32 protein-coding genes are annotated in these 21,341 nt (G+C 61.1%); 2 read left to right on the plus strand and 30 right to left on the minus strand.

The window, feature by feature from the left end:
- Window positions 1–10 precede the first annotated feature (10 nt).
- The 27 genes from rpsM to rpsJ all read right to left on the minus strand — a co-directional run bounded on the left by rpsM (window position 11) and on the right by rpsJ (window position 13,878).
- Window positions 11–385, minus strand: a complete 375-nt coding sequence (rpsM, locus tag ACRQEG_RS00250) for a 30S ribosomal protein S13 (protein ID WP_026428270.1) — start codon at window positions 383–385, stop codon at window positions 11–13.
- 126 nt (window positions 386–511) lie between these two features.
- On the minus strand, window positions 512–628 hold the full coding sequence (gene rpmJ / locus ACRQEG_RS00255) for a 50S ribosomal protein L36 (protein ID WP_016443079.1): 117 nt from the start codon (window positions 626–628) through the stop codon (window positions 512–514).
- Window positions 629–647: 19 nt separating this feature from the next.
- On the minus strand, window positions 648–869 hold the full coding sequence (infA, locus tag ACRQEG_RS00260) for a translation initiation factor IF-1 (protein WP_016443080.1): 222 nt from the start codon (window positions 867–869) through the stop codon (window positions 648–650).
- Window positions 870–1,139: 270 nt separating this feature from the next.
- Window positions 1,140–1,964 (minus strand): type I methionyl aminopeptidase, encoded by an 825-nt coding sequence (map, locus tag ACRQEG_RS00265; protein WP_087070542.1) that lies wholly within the window; start codon window positions 1,962–1,964, stop codon window positions 1,140–1,142.
- Between the two features lie 8 nt (window positions 1,965–1,972).
- The gene (locus ACRQEG_RS00270) at window positions 1,973–2,548 is read right to left on the minus strand and encodes an adenylate kinase (RefSeq protein ID WP_026428272.1); all 576 of its coding nucleotides are present in this window, start codon (window positions 2,546–2,548) and stop codon (window positions 1,973–1,975) included.
- 71 nt (window positions 2,549–2,619) lie between these two features.
- Window positions 2,620–3,915, minus strand: a complete 1,296-nt coding sequence (gene secY / locus ACRQEG_RS00275) for a preprotein translocase subunit SecY (protein WP_026428273.1) — start codon at window positions 3,913–3,915, stop codon at window positions 2,620–2,622.
- Between the two features lie 300 nt (window positions 3,916–4,215).
- Window positions 4,216–4,692, minus strand: a complete 477-nt coding sequence (gene rplO / locus ACRQEG_RS00280) for a 50S ribosomal protein L15 (RefSeq protein ID WP_087070541.1) — start codon at window positions 4,690–4,692, stop codon at window positions 4,216–4,218.
- Window positions 4,692–4,874 (minus strand): 50S ribosomal protein L30, encoded by a 183-nt coding sequence (gene rpmD / locus ACRQEG_RS00285; protein ID WP_026428275.1) that lies wholly within the window; start codon window positions 4,872–4,874, stop codon window positions 4,692–4,694. Before rpmD ends, rplO begins: the two co-directional genes overlap by 1 nt.
- The gene (gene rpsE / locus ACRQEG_RS00290; protein ID WP_026428276.1) at window positions 4,874–5,578 is read right to left on the minus strand and encodes a 30S ribosomal protein S5; all 705 of its coding nucleotides are present in this window, start codon (window positions 5,576–5,578) and stop codon (window positions 4,874–4,876) included. The genes rpmD and rpsE overlap by 1 nt, the downstream gene beginning before the upstream one ends.
- Window positions 5,579–5,601: 23 nt before the next feature.
- A complete protein-coding gene (gene rplR / locus ACRQEG_RS00295; protein WP_016443087.1) occupies window positions 5,602–5,973 on the minus strand; it encodes a 50S ribosomal protein L18 in 372 nt (123 codons plus the stop codon).
- Complete coding sequence (gene rplF, locus ACRQEG_RS00300; RefSeq protein ID WP_026428277.1) at window positions 5,973–6,509, minus strand: 50S ribosomal protein L6; 537 nt, start codon at window positions 6,507–6,509, stop codon at window positions 5,973–5,975. The genes rplR and rplF overlap by 1 nt, the downstream gene beginning before the upstream one ends.
- 18 nt (window positions 6,510–6,527) lie before the next feature.
- Window positions 6,528–6,926: a 30S ribosomal protein S8 gene (gene rpsH, locus ACRQEG_RS00305; RefSeq protein ID WP_026428278.1), complete on the minus strand. Its 399-nt coding sequence runs from the start codon at window positions 6,924–6,926 to the stop codon at window positions 6,528–6,530.
- Between the two features lie 54 nt (window positions 6,927–6,980).
- Window positions 6,981–7,166: a type Z 30S ribosomal protein S14 gene (locus ACRQEG_RS00310; RefSeq protein WP_016443090.1), complete on the minus strand. Its 186-nt coding sequence runs from the start codon at window positions 7,164–7,166 to the stop codon at window positions 6,981–6,983.
- 2 nt (window positions 7,167–7,168) lie between these two features.
- The gene (gene rplE, locus ACRQEG_RS00315) at window positions 7,169–7,720 is read right to left on the minus strand and encodes a 50S ribosomal protein L5 (protein ID WP_016443091.1); all 552 of its coding nucleotides are present in this window, start codon (window positions 7,718–7,720) and stop codon (window positions 7,169–7,171) included.
- Window positions 7,717–8,058 carry a 50S ribosomal protein L24 gene (gene rplX, locus ACRQEG_RS00320; protein WP_016443092.1) on the minus strand — a complete coding sequence of 114 codons (342 nt, stop codon included), beginning with the start codon at window positions 8,056–8,058 and terminating at the stop codon, window positions 7,717–7,719. Before rplX ends, rplE begins: the two co-directional genes overlap by 4 nt.
- On the minus strand, window positions 8,058–8,426 hold the full coding sequence (gene rplN, locus ACRQEG_RS00325; protein ID WP_016443093.1) for a 50S ribosomal protein L14: 369 nt from the start codon (window positions 8,424–8,426) through the stop codon (window positions 8,058–8,060). The genes rplX and rplN overlap by 1 nt, the downstream gene beginning before the upstream one ends.
- A gap of 157 nt (window positions 8,427–8,583) precedes the next feature.
- Entirely contained in the window at window positions 8,584–8,859 is a 276-nt protein-coding gene (rpsQ, locus tag ACRQEG_RS00330) for a 30S ribosomal protein S17 (protein ID WP_026428279.1), read from the minus strand.
- Window positions 8,860–8,870: 11 nt separating this feature from the next.
- Window positions 8,871–9,098: a 50S ribosomal protein L29 gene (rpmC, locus tag ACRQEG_RS00335; protein ID WP_016443095.1), complete on the minus strand. Its 228-nt coding sequence runs from the start codon at window positions 9,096–9,098 to the stop codon at window positions 8,871–8,873.
- Window positions 9,098–9,514 carry a 50S ribosomal protein L16 gene (rplP, locus tag ACRQEG_RS00340; protein ID WP_016443096.1) on the minus strand — a complete coding sequence of 139 codons (417 nt, stop codon included), beginning with the start codon at window positions 9,512–9,514 and terminating at the stop codon, window positions 9,098–9,100. The genes rpmC and rplP overlap by 1 nt, the downstream gene beginning before the upstream one ends.
- A gap of 3 nt (window positions 9,515–9,517) precedes the next feature.
- Window positions 9,518–10,351, minus strand: coding sequence for a 30S ribosomal protein S3 (rpsC, locus tag ACRQEG_RS00345; protein ID WP_026428280.1), 834 nt, complete (start codon window positions 10,349–10,351; stop codon window positions 9,518–9,520).
- On the minus strand, window positions 10,351–10,731 hold the full coding sequence (rplV, locus tag ACRQEG_RS00350) for a 50S ribosomal protein L22 (protein ID WP_016443098.1): 381 nt from the start codon (window positions 10,729–10,731) through the stop codon (window positions 10,351–10,353). Before rplV ends, rpsC begins: the two co-directional genes overlap by 1 nt.
- Before the next feature lie 34 nt (window positions 10,732–10,765).
- Entirely contained in the window at window positions 10,766–11,047 is a 282-nt protein-coding gene (gene rpsS / locus ACRQEG_RS00355; protein ID WP_026428282.1) for a 30S ribosomal protein S19, read from the minus strand.
- Between the two features lie 14 nt (window positions 11,048–11,061).
- Entirely contained in the window at window positions 11,062–11,898 is an 837-nt protein-coding gene (gene rplB, locus ACRQEG_RS00360) for a 50S ribosomal protein L2 (RefSeq protein WP_026428283.1), read from the minus strand.
- Window positions 11,899–11,931: 33 nt separating this feature from the next.
- Entirely contained in the window at window positions 11,932–12,243 is a 312-nt protein-coding gene (gene rplW / locus ACRQEG_RS00365) for a 50S ribosomal protein L23 (protein WP_016443101.1), read from the minus strand.
- A complete protein-coding gene (gene rplD, locus ACRQEG_RS00370; protein WP_087070539.1) occupies window positions 12,243–12,890 on the minus strand; it encodes a 50S ribosomal protein L4 in 648 nt (215 codons plus the stop codon). The genes rplW and rplD overlap by 1 nt, the downstream gene beginning before the upstream one ends.
- A gap of 2 nt (window positions 12,891–12,892) precedes the next feature.
- Window positions 12,893–13,558 (minus strand): 50S ribosomal protein L3, encoded by a 666-nt coding sequence (gene rplC, locus ACRQEG_RS00375; protein WP_016443103.1) that lies wholly within the window; start codon window positions 13,556–13,558, stop codon window positions 12,893–12,895.
- 11 nt (window positions 13,559–13,569) lie between these two features.
- A complete protein-coding gene (gene rpsJ / locus ACRQEG_RS00380; protein ID WP_016443104.1) occupies window positions 13,570–13,878 on the minus strand; it encodes a 30S ribosomal protein S10 in 309 nt (102 codons plus the stop codon).
- A gap of 510 nt (window positions 13,879–14,388) precedes the next feature.
- On the opposite strand from rpsJ, the gene ACRQEG_RS00385 reads away from it, so the two are divergent.
- Window positions 14,389–15,813 carry an aldehyde dehydrogenase family protein gene (locus tag ACRQEG_RS00385; RefSeq protein ID WP_087070538.1) on the plus strand — a complete coding sequence of 475 codons (1,425 nt, stop codon included), beginning with the start codon at window positions 14,389–14,391 and terminating at the stop codon, window positions 15,811–15,813.
- A 2-nt stretch (window positions 15,814–15,815) separates the two neighbouring features.
- A complete protein-coding gene (locus tag ACRQEG_RS00390) occupies window positions 15,816–16,916 on the plus strand; it encodes a zinc-binding dehydrogenase (RefSeq protein WP_087070537.1) in 1,101 nt (366 codons plus the stop codon).
- A gap of 23 nt (window positions 16,917–16,939) precedes the next feature.
- Here ACRQEG_RS00390 and ACRQEG_RS00395 read toward each other — a convergent pair whose 3' ends face one another.
- From ACRQEG_RS00395 to fusA, 3 genes are all read right to left on the minus strand, one after another.
- Window positions 16,940–17,653 (minus strand): HAD family hydrolase, encoded by a 714-nt coding sequence (locus ACRQEG_RS00395; RefSeq protein ID WP_159455007.1) that lies wholly within the window; start codon window positions 17,651–17,653, stop codon window positions 16,940–16,942.
- 256 nt (window positions 17,654–17,909) lie between these two features.
- Window positions 17,910–19,100, minus strand: coding sequence for an elongation factor Tu (gene tuf / locus ACRQEG_RS00400; RefSeq protein ID WP_087070535.1), 1,191 nt, complete (start codon window positions 19,098–19,100; stop codon window positions 17,910–17,912).
- A gap of 104 nt (window positions 19,101–19,204) precedes the next feature.
- The gene (gene fusA / locus ACRQEG_RS00405; RefSeq protein WP_026428289.1) at window positions 19,205–21,331 is read right to left on the minus strand and encodes an elongation factor G; all 2,127 of its coding nucleotides are present in this window, start codon (window positions 21,329–21,331) and stop codon (window positions 19,205–19,207) included.
- Window positions 21,332–21,341: the final 10 nt, after the last annotated feature.

Below are 21,341 nucleotides of genomic sequence, written 5' to 3' on the forward strand. Positions count from 1 at the left end.
ACGACGAAGCCTACTTGGCCTTCTTCTTACCGGCCACGGTGCGCTTGGGGCCCTTGCGGGTGCGCGCGTTGGTCTTGGTGCGCTGCCCGTGCACGGGCAGGCCGCGACGGTGACGCAGGCCCTGGTACGAACCGATTTCGATCTTGCGGCGAATATCGGCCTGGACTTCGCGGCGCAGGTCGCCTTCAACCTTGTAGTTCTCGTCGATATGGTTCTTGAGTTTCACCAGATCGTCTTCAGTGAGATCACGCACGCGGGTATCCGGGTTCACCCCGGTAGCGGCGAGGGTCTCGTGGGCGCGGGTGCGTCCAATGCCAAAAATGTAAGTGAGCGCGATCTCAATCCGCTTTTCGCGGGGGAGATCAACGCCGGAGAGACGTGCCAATTTCTTAGCTCCCTTAGTTATGCCGGAGGTGTCGGGCACTGCTGTTCCCACGGGTCTCTAATCCGTGAGCCCCGGCCTCCGGACCGGGGGTTGCCTTGCGGCTAACAGTGCTGGTGCAACGGGGCTTTAGCCCTGACGCTGCTTATGGCGCGGATTCGAGCTGCAGATCACCATGACGCGACCGTGGCGCCGAATGACCTTGCAGTTATCGCAAATGCGCTTAACGCTCGGCTTGACCTTCATGAATAACTTTCCTTGTTGATCACTTGTAGCGGTAGACAATCCGCCCGCGGTTCAGGTCATAGGGCGTGAGCTCTACAACCACCCGATCCTCGGGCAGGATACGAATGTAGTGCTGACGCATTTTGCCGGAAATATGGGCCAGAACTTCGTGCCCGTTTTCCAGCTCGACCTTGAACATCGCGTTGGGCAGCGCTTCGATCACGCTACCTTCAACTTCGATGACGCCGTCTTTCTTCGCCATGTTCCTCGCTAACAGTGTTGCCCGCACCGGATTGTGCGGGACATCAAAATCGGTGCGCAAGCGTGCGCCATACGGGCACACGGCACCGACGTTCAATACTACTGCACGAAGCCGCCCCTACGTAAGGGGCGGCAGCGATGTTATGGGTCACGTGTAGTGCGAGAATTGCGCGGGGAACGGTTGTGCGCGGTGCACTTTTAGTACGACGGCGCAGCTGCGGCGCGCAGGCCCTTAGCCCAGAACCGCACACCTTCAGTACGACGGCGCGGCTTAGTCCCCGAGGGGTACCGGCACCACGCCGTACTTAGCGAGGCGGGCCGCTCCCCCATCGGGCTCGTTGAGCACCCAGATACCTCCGGCGTGCTTGGCGATTTGGCTTTCCCAATGGCAGGCATCCTGGCCGTCCGCGGTTTTAACCGTCCAGCCATCGGCCAGGGTGATATTCTCCTGGGAGCCTGCGGTAAGAATCGGTTCGATGCACAGCACCATGCCGGCCTTGAGCCGGGGCCCGCGCCCGCGGGTGCGGTAGTTGAAGACCGTGGGGTCTTCGTGCATGGCCCGCCCGATGCCGTGCCCGGTGAATTCTTCCACGATGCCCGGTTCGGGATCTTGGGCTACCACGAAATCGTCGATAGCCGCCCCGATATCGGATACAAATTTTCCGGTGGCCATCGCGGCGATACCCACCCACATGGATTCTTCCGTAATATCGGAGAGCCGCTGGCGGGCGGCCATCTGCTTCTCATCCCCACCCGGAAGAACAATGGAGAAACAGGAATCCCCATTCCAGCCGTTGAGGAGCGCCCCGCAGTCGAAGGAGACCAAGTCTCCCGGCTCCAGGATTTCCTCTTCGCTGGGGATACCGTGCACCACGGTGTTATTCACCGAGATGCAGGTCTGGGCCGGGTAATCGTAATACCCGTAAAAATTCGAGACGGCCCCGTGTGCCTCCAAGACGGCCTTGGCGCGCTGGTCGAGCTGCGCCGTCGACATTCCGGCTTTCACGTGGGCGCGCAAGTCATCGTGAATCGCGCGCACCACGAGCGCGGCCTGGCGCATGCCCAGGATATCCGCCTCGCTGCGAAGATTAATCATCGGTGCGCCTACCGGCCCAGGAAATCGCGCAGCGCGCTATCAATCGCGGCCGCGACTTCCTCCACGGTACCCAGGCCATTGACGGAGACCACGAGCCCGCGGCTGGCGTAGGCGTCGATAATCGGCTTGGTGGTGGCGTGGTACACCTCGATGCGGTGGCGGATAACATCCTCGGTATCATCGGCACGGCCCTGCTCGAGGGCGCGCCCGAGGAGGCGCTGGACCACCACGTCGTCGTCGGCCTGCAATTCCACCACGGCGTCCACGTTCTTCTCACCGAGCATGGCATCCAGGGCGCTCACCTGGTCGAGGTTGCGAGGGTAGCCATCCAGGAGGAAACCGGCGGCCGCATCGGCTTCGCCCAGGCGCTCCTCCACCATCTGGTTGGTGACGGAATCAGGAACCAGCTCGCCCTTTTCCGAATAGGAGGCCGCCAGGCGCCCGAGTTCATCCTGGGCCTTGGCGTGCGCGCGGAACAGGTCACCGGTGGAAATCGCCGGGATACCGTAGCGCTGCGCGATACCGGCCGCCTGGGTGCCTTTGCCCGCGCCCGGGGGGCCAACCAAAATCAAACGTACTGACATGAGTGGCACCTTTCTGTGTTATCGATGCGGAGCGCCCGCGCGCCCCGCCTGAAAGAAGGGGCGAGGCCGCGTTAGCGGATACCGCCGAGGAAGCCTTCGTAGTGGCGCTGCTGGAGCTGGGCGTTGATGTCCTTGACGGTCTGGAGGCCCACACCCACCAGAATCATGATGGAGGTACCGCCGAAACCGGACTGTACGATGCCGAGCGCGCTGAAGAGCAGCAGCGGGATGAGGGCCACGATGGTGAGGTAGGTGGCGCCCACCCAGGTGAGGCGATTCGAAACAAAGTGGAGGTAATCCGCGGTGGGTTTGCCGGCGCGCACATTCGGAATGAAGCCGCCGTACTTCTTCATATTGTCCGCCACTTCGTCTGTATCGAAGGCGATGGAGGTGTAGAAGAAGGTGAAGGCGAAGGTGAGAAGCGCGTAGGTGAGGATATAGGCCCAGCCATTGTGCTGGAAATTGCGCTGGATCCAGATCACCCACGAAGAGTTCTGATTCCCGAAGGTGGAAATCATGGTGGGGAGCATGAGGATCGAGGAAGCGAAGATCACCGGGATAACGTTCGCCATATTGATCTTGATGGGCAGGTAGGTGGTGGACCCGCCGTAGGTGCGCCGGCCGATCACACGCTTGGCGTACTGGACCGGAATGCGGCGCTGGGACTGCTCCACGAAGGTAACAACCAGGGTGATGAGCGCGAAGACCACGATCACGATGAGGAGGGTACCGATGCCGTGCCCGGCGTAGATCTGACCCATCATCGAGGGGAAGCCGGCGCAAATACCCGTGAAGATGAGGATGGACATACCGTTACCCACCCCGCGTTCGGTGATGAGTTCGGCCATCCACATGATGAGGCCGGTGCCGGCCGTCATGGCGAGGATGGTCATGGTGTAGGTCCACCAGGTGGCATTCGGGATCACCGGTTCTTTGCAGCCGGCGAAAAGCGTGAAGTTCGCGGTGGCCACCACAACCGAGGACTGGAGCAGGCCCAGCCCGATGGTGAGGTAGCGGGTGTATTCCGTCAGCTTCGCGGTACCCGACTGCCCCTGCTTATGCAGTTCCTGGAAGCGCGGGATCACCACGCGCAGCAGCTGCACAATAATCGAGGCCGTAATATAGGGCATGATTCCGAGGGCGAAAACGGAGAGCTGCATCATCGCGCCACCTGAGAACAGGTTGAGCATATCGATGAGATCCTGCGCGCCCGACTGCTGCGTGGTGCACTCCCGAATATTACTCAGGCTCACGAACGGAGCCGGGATGAAGCTGCCCAAGCGGTAAATCACCATAATCATCATGGTGAAAAGCAACTTGCGGCGCAGATCCGGGGTGCGGAAAGCAGCTGCGAAAGCCTTAATCAAGATTCCTCCTGATGGTGACGGATCGCGCGGGGCAGTCCGTTATCGTCGAGAACCGTCGGGTGACGGAAATGGGGACAAGCGTATTTTCTGGGAAAGTACGTACGACGGCGCACCGGCCACGCTGCTTATTCGCCACTGAAAGCAATCTTTCCGCAGCAAAGCAATACTTCAGCAGGGCTGCCTGCGCCCAGAAAAAAGCTCGCCCCCGCCATAATAGCGGGGACGAGCAAATTTCGCACTGTTCATCCACAGAGTGTGGGTGAGTGCTCAGTCAAACGGTGGCCGTGCGGCCAGCGCGTATTACTTGGATTCGACCTGCGGCGCGGAGATAGAACCCCCGGCAGCCTCGATCTTTTCCTTAGCCGAATTCGACCACGCTTCCACTTCGACGTCGAGCTTGACGGAAATCTCACCGGTTCCGAGAACCTTGACCGGGGAGTTCTTGCGAACCGCGCCCTTGGCGACGAGATCCGCCGAGGTCACCTTCCCACCTTCGGGGAAGAGCTCGCCGAGCGCCGAAACGTTAATGACCTGGTATTCGACCCGGAACGGGTTCTTGAAACCGCGCAGCTTCGGAAGGCGCATATGCAGCGGCATCTGGCCACCTTCGAAGCCGGGACGCACGGTATTACGTGCCCGGGTACCCTTGGTACCGCGACCGGACGTCTTACCCTTGGATCCTTCACCGCGACCAACGCGAATCTTCGCCTTGTTCGAACCGGGAGCCGGACGCAGGTCGTGCAGCTTAATGATGGAATCCTTTTCTGCTTCCGCCATTAGTCAACCTCCTCCACCGTAACGAGGTGAGCCACGGCGCGAACCATGCCCTTCACCTCGGGGGTATCCTCGCGCACAACGGACTGACCGATCTTGCGCAGACCGAGCGTGCGCAGGGTGTCCTTCTGGCGCTGGATCGCACCAACAACACCCTTCACCTGGGTGATCTTAAGATTTGCCATTACGCACCAACTCCCGCGGCCGCGGCCTCATTTTCCGCCTTGGCGGCTTCGGCCTCTTCGATCTCGCGTTCCTTGGCTTCCGCTTCGGCGCGGGCCCGCAGCATAGCTTCGGGAACGACGCGCTCGATGGGGAGCCCACGCCGGGCGGCAACCGCTTCGGGCTGCTCAAGCTGCTTGAGGGCAGCCACGGTGGCGTGCACGATATTGATCGCGTTCGAGGAACCGAGCGACTTGGAGAGCACATCGTGAATACCCGCGCACTCCATAATGGCGCGCACCGGGCCGCCGGCGATAACGCCGGTACCGGGAGCGGCCGGGCGCAGCAGCACAACGCCGGCGGCGTCTTCGCCCTGCACCACGTGCGGGATGGTCCGCGCGATACGCGGGATGCGGAAGAAGTTCTTCTTCGCTTCCTCGGTACCCTTGGCGATAGCGGCGGGAACTTCGCGGGCCTTGCCGTAGCCGACACCCACGAGGCCGTTGCCGTCGCCCACCACCACGAGGGCGGTGAAGGACATCCGGCGGCCACCCTTGACCGTCTTCGCAACGCGGTTAATGGTCACCACGCGCTCGATATAAGCGTTCTTTTCTTCACCGCGACGGTTGTCACGGCGGTTCTCACGACGGTTGTCGCGGCGGCCGCGACGACCTTCGTTGCGATTTTCCCGGCCGTTCTGGGCCGGATCCTGCTGCTCTGCAGCCATTTTCCTCTGCCTTTCCTCAGCCGTTAGAAATCGAGTCCTGCTTCGCGCGCACCTTCGGCGACAGCTGCAACGCGACCGTGGTACTGGTTGCCACCGCGGTCGAAGACCACGGCGCTGATCCCAGCGTCCTTGGCGCGCTGACCGACGCGTTCGCCGACCTTCCGCGCGATTTCTGTCTTGGTACCCTCCGCTTCGCGCAGGTCAGCCTCGTAGGACGAGGCGGCCGCGAGAGTGCGGCCCACGACGTCGTCGATAACCTGGGCGTAAATATGGCGGTTGGAACGCGAAACCACGAGACGCGGCCGCGCGGCGGTACCGGAAATACGCTTGCGCAACCGGAAGTGGCGGCGCGCACGAGCGATGTACTTGCCCTTGCCCTTGATGGTAACAGCCATCACTTACCAGCCTTTCCAGCCTTGCGACGAATAACTTCGTCCGCGTACTTGACACCCTTGCCCTTGTAGGGTTCGGGCTTACGAAGCTTGCGAATCTTCGCTGCGGTTTCACCCACGAGCTGCTTATCGATACCCGAGACCGTGAACTTGGTCGGGGTCGTCACCGTAAAGGTGATACCCTCGGGAGCTTCGAAAAGAATCGTGTGGGAGTAGCCCAGCGAGAATTCGAGATCAGAACCCTTGGCGACCACGCGGTAACCGGTTCCGACGATTTCCATCGCCTTGGTGTACCCGTTGGTGACGCCCTCGATCATATTCGCGACGAGGGTGCGGGTCAGGCCGTGCAGCGAACGCGATTCGCGCTCGTCATTGGGCCGGGTCACCAGAACCGTATTGTCATCAACATTCACCGCGATCGGCTCGGCCACGGAGAGCGCGAGCTGACCTTTGGGGCCCTTGACGGTGACGTCCTGGCCGGAAACCGACACGTCGACGCCGCCGGGGATAGCGATGGGAAGCCTACCAATTCGAGACATTATTGCACCTACTTCCCATTACCAGACGTAAGCGAGGACTTCCCCGCCAACGCCCTTATCCTTGGCCTCGCGGTCCGTCATGAGGCCGGAGGAGGTGGACAAAATAGCCACACCCAGGCCGTCAAGAACGCGCGGCAGGTTCGTGGACTTCGCGTAAACGCGCAGGCCCGGCTTGGAGATGCGCCGGACGCCAGCAAGGGCGCGCTCACGGTTCGATCCGTACTTCAACGTGAGGGTGAGAGTCTTGCCCACCTGGGCACTCTCCACCTCGTAGGAGTCGATGTAGCCTTCGCGCTTCAAGATGTCCGCAATATGGGACTTAATCTTGGAGTACGGCATAGACACCGACTCATGGAACGCCGAATTGGCGTTACGCAGACGCGTCAGCATGTCTGCGATTGGGTCAGTCATTGTCATTTTGGGCTGTGGCCCTTCCTCGTCGCGGTTTCCGATGGACCTGCGACGTAGTCTTTACCAGCTGGACTTCTTAACACCGGGGAGTTCGCCGCGCAGGGCCAACTCACGCAGGCAAATACGGCACAGGCCGAACTTGCGGTAAACGGAATGCGGACGGCCGCACCGGTTGCAACGGGTGTACGCACGAACGGCGAACTTCTGCTTACCGGCGGCCTTTTGCTTCAGAGCGGTCTTTGCCATATTTAGGCCTCCTTGAAGGGGAATCCGAGATGCTTGAGAAGAGCGCGCCCTTCGTCGTCGCTCCCGGCAGAGGTCACCACGGTGATGTCCATACCGCGCACGCGATCAATCTTGTCCTGGTCGATCTCGTGGAACACGGTCTGTTCGGTCAGACCGAAGGTGTAGTTCCCGTTGCCGTCAAACTGCTTGGGCGAAAGGCCGCGGAAGTCGCGGATACGCGGCAGCGCGGTGGAAATAAGCCGGTCGAGGAATTCCCACATGCGGTCACCGCGGATGGTGACGAAGCACCCGATGGCCTGGCCTTCACGCAGCTTAAACTGCGCGATGGACTTCTTGGCCTTGGTGATCATCGGCTTCTGGCCGGTAATCGCCGTCATATCGGCGACGGCGCCGTCGAGTACCTTGGAGTCACGCGCAGCATCACCCACGCCCATATTCACCACGACCTTGACGATCTTGGGAACCTGGTTGACATTGACGTACTTAAATTCTTCCTGGAGTTCCGGGATGATGTGTTCCCGGTACTTCACCTTGAGACGGGGGGTATCGCTCACAGTTCGATTTCCTTCCCGCCGCGGCGTCCGATGCGCTCACGGACAATCTTCTTCTTGCCGTCGCGCTCCACCTCTACCTCGCGGTAGCCCACGCGAATCGGCTTGCCATCGTGAACGAGGGCAACGTTCGAAATGTGAATCGGTGCTTCAACGGTTTCAATACCGCCGGTGGTGCCGCCCCGCGAGGTCTGCCCCACACGCACGTGCTTCTTCACGCGCTGGACGCCTTCCACGATGACGCGATCACGCTTGGTATCAACGGAAAGCACGCGCCCCTGCATACCCTTATCGCGCCCGGCGATAACTTGGACGAGATCATCCTTCTTAATCTTCGCCATTAGATCACCTCCGGAGCCAGCGAAATGATGCGCATGAACTTCGCGTCGCGAAGCTCACGCCCAACGGGCCCGAAGATACGGGTGCCGCGGGGTTCGCCGTCGTTCTTCAACAGCACGGCTGCGTTTTCGTCGAACTTGATGTAGGACCCGTCCTTGCGGCGCGTTTCCTTAACTGCACGGACGACGACCGCCTTGACGACGTCGCCCTTCTTTACGTTTCCGCCCGGAATAGCATCCTTGACGGTGGCGACGATGGTGTCACCAATTCCGGCGTAGCGCCGGCCGGAGCCGCCGAGCACGCGGATGCACAAAAGTTCCTTGGCACCGGTGTTATCGGCGACGCTAAGCCGCGTCTCCTGCTGGATCATGTGTTTCTATCTCCTATTGTCGTGCCGGTTCTCGGATTCGAGCCTTGCCGAACGAATGGGTTCGCGCGAACTGCGCCGGCCCAAACGCCTTTGGCCCACATGCGAGGGCCGCCTGCGTTCAGGCCGGTCACATTCGCTCAAGCTAGGAAAGCCCTAACTACTTCGCCTTCTCGATGATCGTAACGACCCGGAAGTGCTTGGTCGCGGAGAGCGGGCGGGTTTCCATAATGGAAACCAAATCGCCTACGCGAACTTCGTTATTTTCGTCGTGCGCCTTCACTCGCTTGGTGCGGGTAATAACTTTACCGTATAGCGGGTGCTTTACGCGATCTTCAACTTCAACAACAACGGTCTTGTCCATTTTGTCGGAGACCACGTAGCCGCGCAGCGACTTGCGATGATTACGTGTTTCGGTGCTTGCGTTCTCGCTCATCTCATCCTCACTTACTGAGCGGCCGGAGCGGTTCGAATGTTCTTCTCCCGCTCGCTCTTAATGGTGTAAATGCGAGCAATCTCGCGACGAACTTCCCGCAGGCGGCCACTGTCCTCCAGGCGGTGAGTCACCGCCGAGAAGCGGAGGTTGAACAGTTCCTTCTTCGACTCGGCAAGCTTCTCGAGAAGCTCCGCGTCGGTCATCGCGTCGAGTTCCGCGGTGGTCAGTCCCTTAGCCATTACTCAACCTCCTCACGGGTGATAAAGCGGGTCTTGATGGGCAGCTTGTGCTGGGCGCGGCTCATGGCCTCACGGGCGAGAGCCTCATCCACGCCGGCCATTTCGAACATGACCCGGCCGGGCTTGATATTGGCAACCCAGGTTTCCACCGGGCCCTTACCCGAACCCATACGCACGCCGAGCGGCTTCTTGGTGAGCGGGCGATCCGGGAAGATATTGATCCAGATCTTACCGCCACGCTTGACGTGACGCGTCATGGCAATACGGGCTGCTTCAATTTGACGATTGGTGATGTAGGCCGGCTCGAGCGCCTGGATGCCGTATTCACCGAAAGCCAGCTGAGTTCCGCCCTTGGCCATACCCTTACGGTGCGGACGGTGCTGCTTGCGCCATTTAGTACGACGAGGAATCAGCATGAGTTATGCCTCCGTTCCGGTTGATTCCGGCGCGGCCACCGGAGCTTCGGCTCCGGCCGCCGGGCTCTGAGCCTGTTCGCTGCGGGCTTCCCCACGCTGGCCACCGCGACCGCGACCGGCGCCGCGGCGACCGCGACGATCCGAACGGCCCCCGCGCCCACCGCGCGGAGCTTCCGCGAGGCTGCGGTAGTACTCAGCGTCGGTCAGATCACCGCGGTAGATCCACACCTTCACGCCGATGCGGCCGAAGGTGGTACGCGCTTCGTAGAAACCGTAGTTGATATTCGCGCGCAGGGTGTGCAGCGGCACGCGCCCTTCGCGGTAGAACTCGCTGCGCGACATTTCGGCGCCACCCAGACGGCCCGAGCACTGCACGCGGATGCCCTTGGCACCGGCGCGCTCGGCGGACTGGATACCCTTGCGCATGGCGCGGCGGAAGGACACGCGCGAGGCGAGCTGTTCCGCGATACCCTGCGCCACGAGCTGGGCGTCAGCTTCCGGGTTCTTCACTTCGAGAATATTGAGCTGCACGGCCTTACCGGTCAGCTTCTCCAGATCAGCGCGGAGGCGATCAGCTTCCGCACCGCGCCGGCCAATGACGATGCCGGGGCGAGCGGTGTGGATATCCACAACCACGCGCTCGGCGCGGCGCTCGATGTGCACGCTGGAAATCCCGGCGCGCTCGAGCGTCTTTTCGATCATGTCACGGATTTTGACATCTTCGAGGACGTAGTCCGAGTAGCGCTGCCCCTTCTTGGTGGAATCAGCGAACCACTTGGAGCGGTGGTCGGTCGTGATGCCGAGACGGAACCCAATAGGGTTGACTTTCTGTCCCACTAGCGGGCCCTCCTCTGGTTCTTGGTCTTGGGCTTCTCGTCGGTAACGATAACGGTGATGTGACTCGTCCGCTTGTTGATGCGGTTCGCCCGGCCCTGGGCACGCGGCTGGATACGCTTCATCGTCGGGCCTTCATCGGCGTAAATTTCGCCAATGAACAGCTCGGACTCATCGAAGCGCTCCCCCGCCTGCTCGGCGGCGTAGCGCGCGTTGGCGATGGCCGACTCCACGATCTTACGAACCGGAGTGGCGGCCGCAAACGGTGCGAACTGCAGTACGTCAATAGCGTCCAGGGCGCGCCGGCCGCGGATGGTGTCCACGACACGACGGGCCTTCATGGGCGACACGCGCACGAAGCGCGCCTGCGCCTTTGCTTCCATAGTTCTGCCTTACTCTCTCGCTCGAGGCCCCGGCTTAGCGCCGGCGGCCCTTTCGGTCGTCCTTGTCGTGCCCGCGGAAGGTGCGGGTCGGGGCGAACTCCCCGAGCTTGTGGCCAACCATGGATTCGGTAATGAATACCGGCACATGCTTGCGTCCATCGTGCACTGCAAAGGTGTGACCCAGGAAATCGGGGGTGATAACCGACCGACGCGACCAGGTCTTGATTACGTTCTTGGTGTTCTTCTCGTTCTGCTCGTCGACCTTCTTGTAGAGGTGCTCGTCGACGAACGGACCCTTCTTCAAACTGCGGGGCATCAGCTAATCCTTCCTCAGCGCTTCTTGCCGGTCTTGCGACGGCGCACGATGAGCTTGTCGCTGGCCTTGTTCGGACGGCGGGTACGGCCTTCCTTCTTGCCCCACGGGCTAACGGGATGGCGCCCACCGGACGTCTTACCTTCACCACCACCGTGCGGGTGGTCCACCGGGTTCATCACAACACCGCGGACGGTCGGGCGCACGCCCTTCCAGCGCATACGGCCGGCCTTACCCCAGTTGATATTCGCCTGCTCGGCATTGCCGACTTCACCGACGGTGGCGCGGCAACGCACGTCCACGTTACGGATTTCACCGGAGGGCATACGCAGCTGCGCGTACTTGCCTTCGCGGGCAACCAACTGCACGGAAGCGCCGGCGCTGCGGGCGATCTTGGCCCCGCCCAGCGGCTTGAGTTCCACATTGTGCACCGTGGTACCGAGCGGGATATTGCGCAGCGGCAGGTTGTTGCCGGGCTTGATATCCGCATTCGGACCGGTTTCGATGAGATCGCCCTGCTTCACGCCGCGGGGAGCAACGATGTAACGCTTCTCGCCATCAACGAAGTGAAGCAGCGCAATGCGCGCGGTGCGGTTCGGATCGTATTCAATGTGCGCAACCTTGGCCGGCACGCCGTCCTTATCCCAGCGACGGAAGTCGATGAGACGGTACTGGCGCTTGTGCCCACCGCCCTTGTGACGGGTGGTGATGCGTCCCTGGTTGTTACGCCCACCGGTCTTCTTCAGGGGACGAACGAGGGACTTCTCCGGGGTCGAACGAGTGATCTCGGCGAAGTCGGCAACGCTCGCACCGCGACGACCCGGGGTCGTCGGCTTGTACTTACGAATTCCCATGAGTTCTTATTCCTCAGTTCCTCGAATCGCCTATTAGACGATTTCGCCGTAGATGTCGATGGAGCCTTCACGCAAGGTGACGATGGCCCGCTTGGTATTCTTGCGCCGCCCGATGCCGTTGCGCGTACGCCGGGTCTTGCCCTGGCGGTTCTGCGTATTGACGGAGGCAACCTTGACGCCAAAAATCGCTTCGACGGCCTGCTTGATTTCGGTCTTATTCGAACGCGGATCAACGAAGAAGGTGTACTTACCCTGTTCTTCGAGCAGCGCGCTCTTCTCCGACATCACCGGGGCGAGGATGACATCGTGCGGGTTCTTATTCCAGAAGTTACCGTTCTCAGTCATTACTTCTCATCCTTCTTGGTGTTCTTCTCCACGAACGCGCCGAGCGCGGCTTCGGTGAAGATAACGTCGTCAGCAGCAAGAACGTCGTAGCTATTGAGCTGATCAACGTAGAGGACGTGGATCTGCGGGAGGTTGCGCACGGAGAGCACCGAGGCGTCATCTTCACGCTGGACCACGACGAGCGCCTTGCGCCCCTCGTTCATCTTCTCGATGAGCGTACGCGCCGCCTTGGTGGACGGGGTCTCATCGGCAACAAAAGCGGTCACGGCGTGAATACGCTCGTGGCGAGCCCGGTCCGAAAGGGACTGCAGCAGCGCGGCCGCGATCATCTTCTTGGGGGTGCGCTGCGAGTAGTCACGCGGCTGCGGGCCGTGGACAACGCCGCCACCGACCCACTGCGGAGCGCGGATCGAACCCTGGCGGGCCCGGCCGGTCCCCTTCTGGCGCCACGGCTTCTTGCCGCCGCCGGACACCTGACCGCGGGTCTTCGTGGCGTGGGTACCGAGGCGAGCGGCAGCTTGCTGCGCGTTAACGACCTGGTGGACCAGCGCCATATTGAAGTCGAGATCAAAGAGCTGAGCCGGGAGGGTGGCCTGCGAGGTCACCTTGCCGGTTTCATCGAGAACGTCAATCTTGAAGTCTGCCATTGTTAGGCTCCCTTCACGGACGTGCGGACCACAACCGAGCCACCCTTTGCACCGGGGATGGCGCCAACCACGAGCAACAGGCCGTTCTCGAGGTCAACGGAGTGGATGGACAGATTCTGCACCGTGACACGGTCCTGACCCATGCGACCAGCCATGCGCAGACCCTTGAAGACGCGCGAGGGGGTGGCGCAGGCGCCGATGGAACCGGGCTTGCGGTGGTTGCGGTGCGCACCGTGGGAGGCCGACACACCGGCGAAGCCGTGACGCTTCATCACACCGGCGAAGCCCTTACCGCGGGAGGTACCGATAACGTCAACGGACTGACCGGCTTCGAAGATATCCGCGGTCAGTTCCTGCCCGAGCGTGTATTCACTGGCATCGGGGGTGCGGATTTCCGCCAGCTTCTTGCGCGGCGTAACACCGGCCTTAGCGAAGTGGCCCTGGAGCGGCTTGGTGACGTTCTTCGTCTTTTCATCGCCCGAGGCGAGCTGCACGGCGGAATAGCCGTCAACCTCGGGGGTGCGAACCTGGGTCACCACATTGGTGCCCACGCGCACAACGGTAATGGGAAGGAGGCGCCCGTCCTCATCCCAGAGCTGGGTCATCCCCAGCTTCGTGCCCAGCAACGCCTTCACGGGCTTGCTGGCAACAGCTTGCTTGGAGTTCATTGCGTATTACCTCAGAGCTTGATTTCCACGTTGACGTCAGCCGGAAGATCGAGACGGCGCAGGCTGTCAATCGTCTTCAGGGTGGGATCCACGATGTCAATAAGGCGCTTGTGTGTGCGCATCTCAAAGTGATCGCGGGAGTCCTTGTACTTGTGGGGCGAGCGGATAACGCAAAAAACGTTTTTTTCCGTCGGCAGCGGGACGGGTCCCACCACGGTCGCGCCGGTACGCGCAACTTCATCGACGAGCTTCTTGGCCGCGCTATCAATGACCTCGTGGTCATATGACTTCAGCCGAATGCGGATCTTCTGTCCCGCCATGGCGCGTCTACCTCTCTTTAGCTTCGGTGCCCGGTACCCGCACTCGGGCGTGTCGTACCGGAGGTAAATCTAGTAGCCATGCCCTATGTGAGGTTACGGAGAACCCTTTATACGATAATCGGCGTTGGGTAACCGATTAAGTTCCTTCGCTCGTAATCCGAGCAACTTGTTAAGTATGCCAAAAACTTCGGCGTACTTTCAAGACTTTCACGGCGAACGTGCGCCGTTTCTCATTCCCAGCGAGCCCGAAGGCCTGCCGGCACGGGTAAAAATTTTACCGAAAGGCCGCGTTTCGTGCAAGAAACGGTTGCGGTGAAGCGCTTCACGTCGCGGTACGACGACGCCGCAGCCTCCCGGACTCTCGGCCACGCGGGCCGCCAGCGGCGCCGTCGCCCCACCCTTGCCCCGGATGCCGCCACCACCTAGCATGGCCTTAAGTGATCTACATCGCTTAGCAGCGCGGATGCTGCGGGCGGGTGATCATCCACCATACCGAGGAGGTAGACAAAGATGTCCTATCGATCAACAAATCCCTATACCGGTGAGGTGCTCGCCGAGTTCCCCTATGCCACCGATGCCGAGGTGGATAAGGCCCTCGAGCTGGCCCACGAAACATTCCAGACGTGGAGCCGCACCTCCATCGCCGAACGCGCCGCTATTTTGCGCCGCGCCGCGGATATCGCGGAAGAACGCGCGAGCGAACTCGGGGCGCTGGCCACCCTGGAAATGGGCAAACTCATTGGGGAAGCCACCGGGGAAGCCGGCGGCACCGTTCCAACAATGCTGCGTTGGCTCGCTGATGAAGCGGAAAATATTTTAGCTCCGCGCCCTGTCAGCTCCACCGCCGCACCTTTTGAAGGCTATATTGACTATCGCCCGGAGGGCGTCGTCGTCGAAATTGAACCGTGGAACTTCCCGTACTACCAGGCCATTCGCGGTTTCGCGCCCGCAATGCTCTGCGGCAACACGGTTATCCTCAAGCACGCGTCGATTTTGCCGCAATGCGCCGCAGCGATTGTCCAGGTGCTCTACGATGCCGGGCTGCCGCGCGGGGTATGGCAAAATCTCTACGCCACCCACGCGCAGGTGGAGCGGCTCATCAGCGACGACCGGGTACGCATTGTTACGCTCACCGGCTCAGAAGCTGCGGGAGCGAAAATCGCGCAGCTCGCGTCCCGGCACCTGAAGAAATCCGTGATGGAACTGGGTGGTTCCGATCCCTTTATTGTTTTGGACGACGCCGATATTGAGGCCACCATCCAGCTGGCAATTATGGGACGCTGCTTCAATGCCGGCCAGGTATGCGCCTCCCCCAAACGCATGATCGTTCCCGATGCGCTCTATGACCGTTTCGTTACCGGCCTCAAGGAGAGCACCGCGCAGCTGCGGCCCGGGGACCCGGCAGCAGAAGACACCACCGTGCCGCCCATGTCGTCCCGCGAGCAGGCCGCCACGGTCAATGATCAGATTCGGCGGGCTATCGAAGGCGGGGCGAGCGCCACTCCCCTGGGCCATATCGTTCCCGAGGGAGATACCTGGGTGCAGCCCACCCTGCTCGAAAACGTGGAGCGGGATAACCCCCTCTTCTACGAGGAGATTTTCGGGCCGGTCTGGAGCGTGTACCGGGTATCCTCGGAAGAAGAAGCAATCCGACTGGCTAATGATTCGTGCTACGGGCTGGGCGGAACGGTTCATTCGGTAGACGTTGCGCATGCCGCGCGCGTTGCCGCCCGGGTAGATACCGGCACCGTTGCTATTAACTCCCCGGTTCCCGCTGTTCCCGCCGGCATGCCTTTCGGCGGTGTCAAGCGCTCCGGTTTCGGGCGCGAGATGGGCTACGAAGGGGTACGCGAATTCGCCAATATCCAGTCGATTCTTCTCCCGGAGGGAATCTCCGCGGCGGAGTTCCTCTCCTCGCTTTCAGGAAAGGAGTAAGCATGAAAGCAGCAGTAGTCAATTCTGTGGGCGGTGGGTTCACCATCGAAGATATCGAAATTGCCGAACCCATCGGGCGCGAGGTACTTTTCGACGTCAAGGCTTCCGGCCTGTGCCGCTCGGATCTCACGCTCTCCACCACCAATTTCGGTTTCCCCTTCCCGCAGGTGCTCGGGCACGAAGCCGCCGGCGTGGTTACTGCCGTAGGCCCGGACGTGAAGGAAATCAAGGTGGGTGACCACGTGGTTGCCTCCCTCATCCAGTATTGCGGACACTGCCGGGCCTGCCGCGAATCACGCATGTACGAATGCGAATTCCCGGAGGAAACACTACGCGGCCCAGACGAAGCCCCGCGGCTGAGCCGGAAAGGCGAACCGATTTTCCAAACCTACGGCATTGCCGGCTTTGCGGAGCAGGCGCTCGTGCACGAACACCAGATCGCGAAGATCAACCCGGACATGCCTTTCCCGCAGGCCTGCGTGATCGGCTGCGCGGTCATTACTGGCGCGGGCGCGGCTCTCAATACCGCGCGGGTACGCCCCGGTGACACCGTGGCGGTGGTGGGCTTGGGCGGAGTGGGCCTGAGCATCGTCAACGGCGCCCGCATTGCCGGGGCCAGCCGGATTATCGGGGTGGATACCAACCCGGAGAAGGAAGAATTCGGAAAGAAATTCGGGATGACCCACTTCGTGAACGCGGGCGACCGGGATGTTATCGAGCAGATCTTCGCCGCGACCGAGGGGCGCGGGGTGGATAAGTCCTTCGAGGCTCTCGGCATCGTGCCCACGATGGAGACGGCCATCGCCGCCACCCGCCAGGGTGGGGACGTGTACGTAGCCGGGGTCTTCAAGCCGGAGATGGAGTGGACCATTAATCCGCTCAACGAATTCTTCGTGCACCGGCGCCATATCCACGCGGTGTACATGGGGAATACCGATATTAAGACCGATATTCCCCAGTACGTGGAGTTCTACCAGCAGGGCCGCCTCCACCTGGATGACCTTGTCGCCACGGAAATTGCCCTTGATGATATCGACGCCACCTATAAGGCGATGGTGGATCATCACGCCGGGATTGGGCGCGTGGTTATCACGTCCTTCTAGCGGGTGGGCCGCGCGGCGGCGTGCTAGAGCAAAGCCGCGAGTTCAGCCAGGGGGAACTCCCCCACATCCACGGTGAAAGCGCCGGCATTGCGGGCCGCGGCCAGCCCCGGCCCGGAATCCTCGAAAGCGAGGCAGCTCTCAATAGGAACGCCAAGGCGCTGCGCACCCAGGAGGTACGGGGCGGGATTCGGTTTACCGGGGACGTCATCATCCCCGGTAACCGCCGCCTCCAGCCTGCTTCCCGGCCCGGCCAGGAAGATTTCCACCGGGCGGCCCGGGGTGGCCGTAACAAGTGCCTGCGGGATGCCGGCCGCGGAGAAAGCATCGAGGAGCTCAGCCGCCCCGTCAATAAGTTCCGCATCGGCCATATGATCGGCCATGGCCCTTAGCACCTCAGCAAACATTTTCCAGGGGTCCACTTCTCCCCCGCCGCGGCGTACCGCGGCCATCATGCGCCGCCCGTGCGCAATCGTATCCGCACCGCGGATCGCCAGCACATCCTCATCGGTCCAGATTCCACCGTGGGAACGCACCACATTTCCAGATACCCGGGCCCATTCCTCTTCAGAATCCACCAGGGTGCCGTCCATATCCCAGAGTACCGCGGCCGGAGCGACAGATCCCGCCGAGCCTGCAGCACCCACCGCTGCCGGGGCTGCGTTTCCTGCTGCCGGGGCAACGCTGCCCGCCATATCACCGGGAAACCCGATTTTCTTATACACGTCCTCAAGAGCCATAGCGCCACTCTGCCAAGTTCTGCGTCGTCGTGCAAATATACGACGGCGCGCAAGCATCCCCGCGCGGTTGCGCATCGCGCAGCGGCGCACCTGTACGGCACGCAAGCATCAAGCGTAACGGCGCACCGCACAGCGCCCCTAACACCCACGCATAACAAAGGGACCCTAGCGCAGTGCTAGGGTCCCTTCCCGCCTCGCGGCGGACGTTTTGCTCAGTTACCCGGTGACCGGGTAGCTGCGCCCAGATGCATCAAAGTTACTTGATGATCTTGGTGACGCGCCCTGAACCAACGGTGTGGCCGCCCTCGCGAATAGCGAAGCCGAGGCCTTCTTCCATGGCGATGGGCTGGATGAGCTCAACCGACATCTCGGTGTTGTCGCCGGGCATAACCATCTCGGTGCCTTCAGGCAGCGTGATGACGCCGGTGACGTCCGTGGTGCGGAAGTAGAACTGCGGGCGGTAGTTGGAGAAGAACGGGTTGTGACGGCCGCCTTCTTCCTTCTTCAGCACGTAGACCTGAGCTTCGAACTGGGTGTGCGGGGTGATGGTGCCGGGCTTGGCCACAACCTGGCCGCGCTCAACATCTTCACGCTTGGTACCGCGGAGCAGCAGACCGCAGTTTTCGCCGGCTTCGGCGTAGTCCATCTGCTTGTGGAACATTTCGATACCGGTGACGGTGGTCTTCTGGGTATCGCGGATACCGAGAATTTCCACTTCCTCGTTGAGGTTGAGGATACCGCGCTCCACACGGCCGGTGACCACGGTGCCACGACCGGTAATGGTGAAGACGTCCTCAATCGGCATGAGGAACGGCTTATCGGTGTCACGCACCGGATCCTCGAAGTAGTTGTCCACCTGGTCCATGAGCTCTTCGATGGAAGCAACCCACTTCGGATCGCCTTCCAGCGCCTTGAGAGCGGAGATCTTCACGACCGGGAGGTCATCGCCCGGGTACTCCTGGGAGGACAGAAGTTCACGAACTTCCATTTCCACGAGTTCGAGCAGCTCTTCGTCGTCAACCATATCGGACTTGTTGAGAGCAACGATGATCTGGGGCACGCCAACCTGACGGGCGAGCAGCACGTGCTCGCGGGTCTGGGCCATCGGGCCGTCGGTCGCCGCAACCACGAGGATCGCGCCGTCCATCTGGGCCGCACCGGTGATCATGTTCTTGATGTAGTCCGCGTGGCCGGGGGCGTCAACGTGTGCGTAGTGACGCTTCTCGGTCTGGTATTCCACGTGGGACACGTTGATGGTAATACCGCGCTGGCGCTCTTCGGGAGCGTTGTCAACCTGATCGAACGGGGTGTACTCGTTCAGATCCGGGTACTTATCCGACAGAACCTTGGTGATAGCAGCGGTCGTGGTCGTCTTTCCGTGATCGACGTGACCGATGGTGCCAATGTTCATATGCGGCTTGGACTTATCGTACTTGGCCTTCGCCACTGGGCCCTCCTGGGACTCTAGAAATTACTTACAGCTATGTGGATGATGCTCGCGCATAATCCGGTCTGTTCCGAACAGTTACCTATTGTAAACGAAACCGGCGACTATTCACCACGAGATTCCGCGATGATCTGTTCCGCAACGGCCTTCGGGACTTCGGCGTAGGAATCCATCTGCATGGAATACACCGCGCGCCCCTGGGTCTTCGACCGCAGGTCACCAACGTAGCCGAACATTTCGCTCAGCGGCACGTTGGCGCGCACGATCTTGACGCCCGTCGCATCCTCCATGGACTTGATCATACCGCGCCGGGAGTTCAGGTCGCCGATAACGTCGCCCATGTACTCTTCCGGGGTGCGGACTTCCACGTCCATGATGGGCTCCAGGAGCACCGGGTTGGCGCGGCGTGCGCCTTCCTTGAACACCTGGTTACCCGCGATCTTGAACGCCAGCTCCGAGGAGTCGACGTCGTGATAAGCGCCGTCTTCCAGGGTGGCCTTGACGCCCACCACCGGGAACCCGGCGAGGACACCATTCTGCATGGCTTCCTGGATACCCTGATCAACAGACGGGATGTATTCACGCGGAACGCGACCACCGGTCACGGCGTTGACAAATTCGTAAGTATCGCCGTCTTCGTTGGAGTCAAGCGGCTCAAACGTGACGATGACACGCGCGAACTGGCCCGAACCACCCGTCTGCTTCTTATGGGTGTATTCGACGCTATCGACCTTCTTGCGGATCGTCTCGCGGTAGGCAACCATCGGAGCACCGACGTTCGCATCAACCTTGAACTCACGCTTCATACGGTCGACGAGGATATCGAGGTGGAGTTCGCCCATACCGCCGATAACGGTCTGGCCGGTTTCCTCATCCTGACGAACCGTGAAGGTCGGATCCTCTTCCGCGAGCTTCTGAATAGCCACGGAAAGCTTTTCTTGGTCACCCTTCGACTTCGGCTCAATCGCCACGTGAATCACGGGCTCCGGGAAGGACATGGACTCAAGAATAATCGGGGCGTCCTGGGCGCAGAGGGTATCACCGGTGGTGGTATCCTTCAGCCCAATGAACGCGTAAATATGCCCGGCATGCGCTTCTTCAACAGGGTTTTCCTTATTGGAGTGCATCTGGAACATCTTGCCCACGCGCTCCTTGCGGCCCTTGACCGAGTTGAGCACCTGGGTGCCGGCCGAAACCTTACCGGAGTACACGCGGATGTAGGTGAGCTTGCCGTAGAAGGGGTGCACCGCAATCTTGAAGGCCAGCGCGGAGAACGGTTCGTTCTCGCTCGGGTGGCGTTCTTCGGTTTCGCCGTCTTCTTCGTGACCCGGCTTGAAGCCCTTGATAGCGGGAACGTCAATCGGGGCGGGCAGGAAGTTCACCACGCCGTCCAGCGCGGGCTGAATACCCTTGTTCTTGTAAGCCGAACCGGCGTACACGGGGTAGATTTCCGAGGCGATGGTGCGGATACGCAGACCCTTGATCATATCCTCGGTGCTCAGCTCGCCGTCCTCGAGGTACTTCTCCATGAGTTCATCGGAGGCTTCGGCGGCATCTTCCATGGCGGCCATACGCAGTTCTTCGGCCTTGGCCTGCAGTTCCGCGGGGATATCCTCTTCCACCACCACGGCGCCCCAGGTGTCATTACCCTGGGCGTCCTTTTCGGGGAAGCGGATGGCCTTCATCTTGAGGACATCCACCACGCCGGAGAAGTCATTCTCCGCGCCGATCGGGAAGGTGATGACAGTCGGGTGGGCGCCGAGGCGGTCCCGAATGGTCTGGACGGAGAAGTCGAAGTTAGCCCCCAACTTATCCATCTTGTTGATGAGGCAAATACGCGGCACATGGTACTTATCAGCCTGACGCCACACGGTTTCCGACTGCGGCTCCACGCCTTCCTTACCGTCGAACACCGCGATGGCGCCGTCCAGCACGCGCAGGGACCGCTCCACTTCCACGGTGAAATCAACGTGGCCGGGGGTGTCGATGATATTGAACTGCGTACCCTTCCAGAACGCGGTCACAGCGGCAGACGTAATCGTAATGCCGCGTTCCTTTTCCTGTTCCATCCAGTCGGTCGTCGAGGCGCCGTCATGGGTTTCACCCAGCTTGTGGTTGATGCCGGTGTAGAGCAGGATGCGTTCGGTGGTCGTTGTTTTGCCGGCATCGATGTGCGCCATGATGCCGATATTGCGAACCTTGGAAAGGTCCGTAAGCACTTCTTGTGCCACTTTTCGCTCT

This window comes from Actinotignum stranguriae (genome assembly GCF_051265215.1).
Taxonomy (GTDB): domain Bacteria; phylum Actinomycetota; class Actinomycetes; order Actinomycetales; family Actinomycetaceae; genus Actinotignum; species Actinotignum schaalii_C.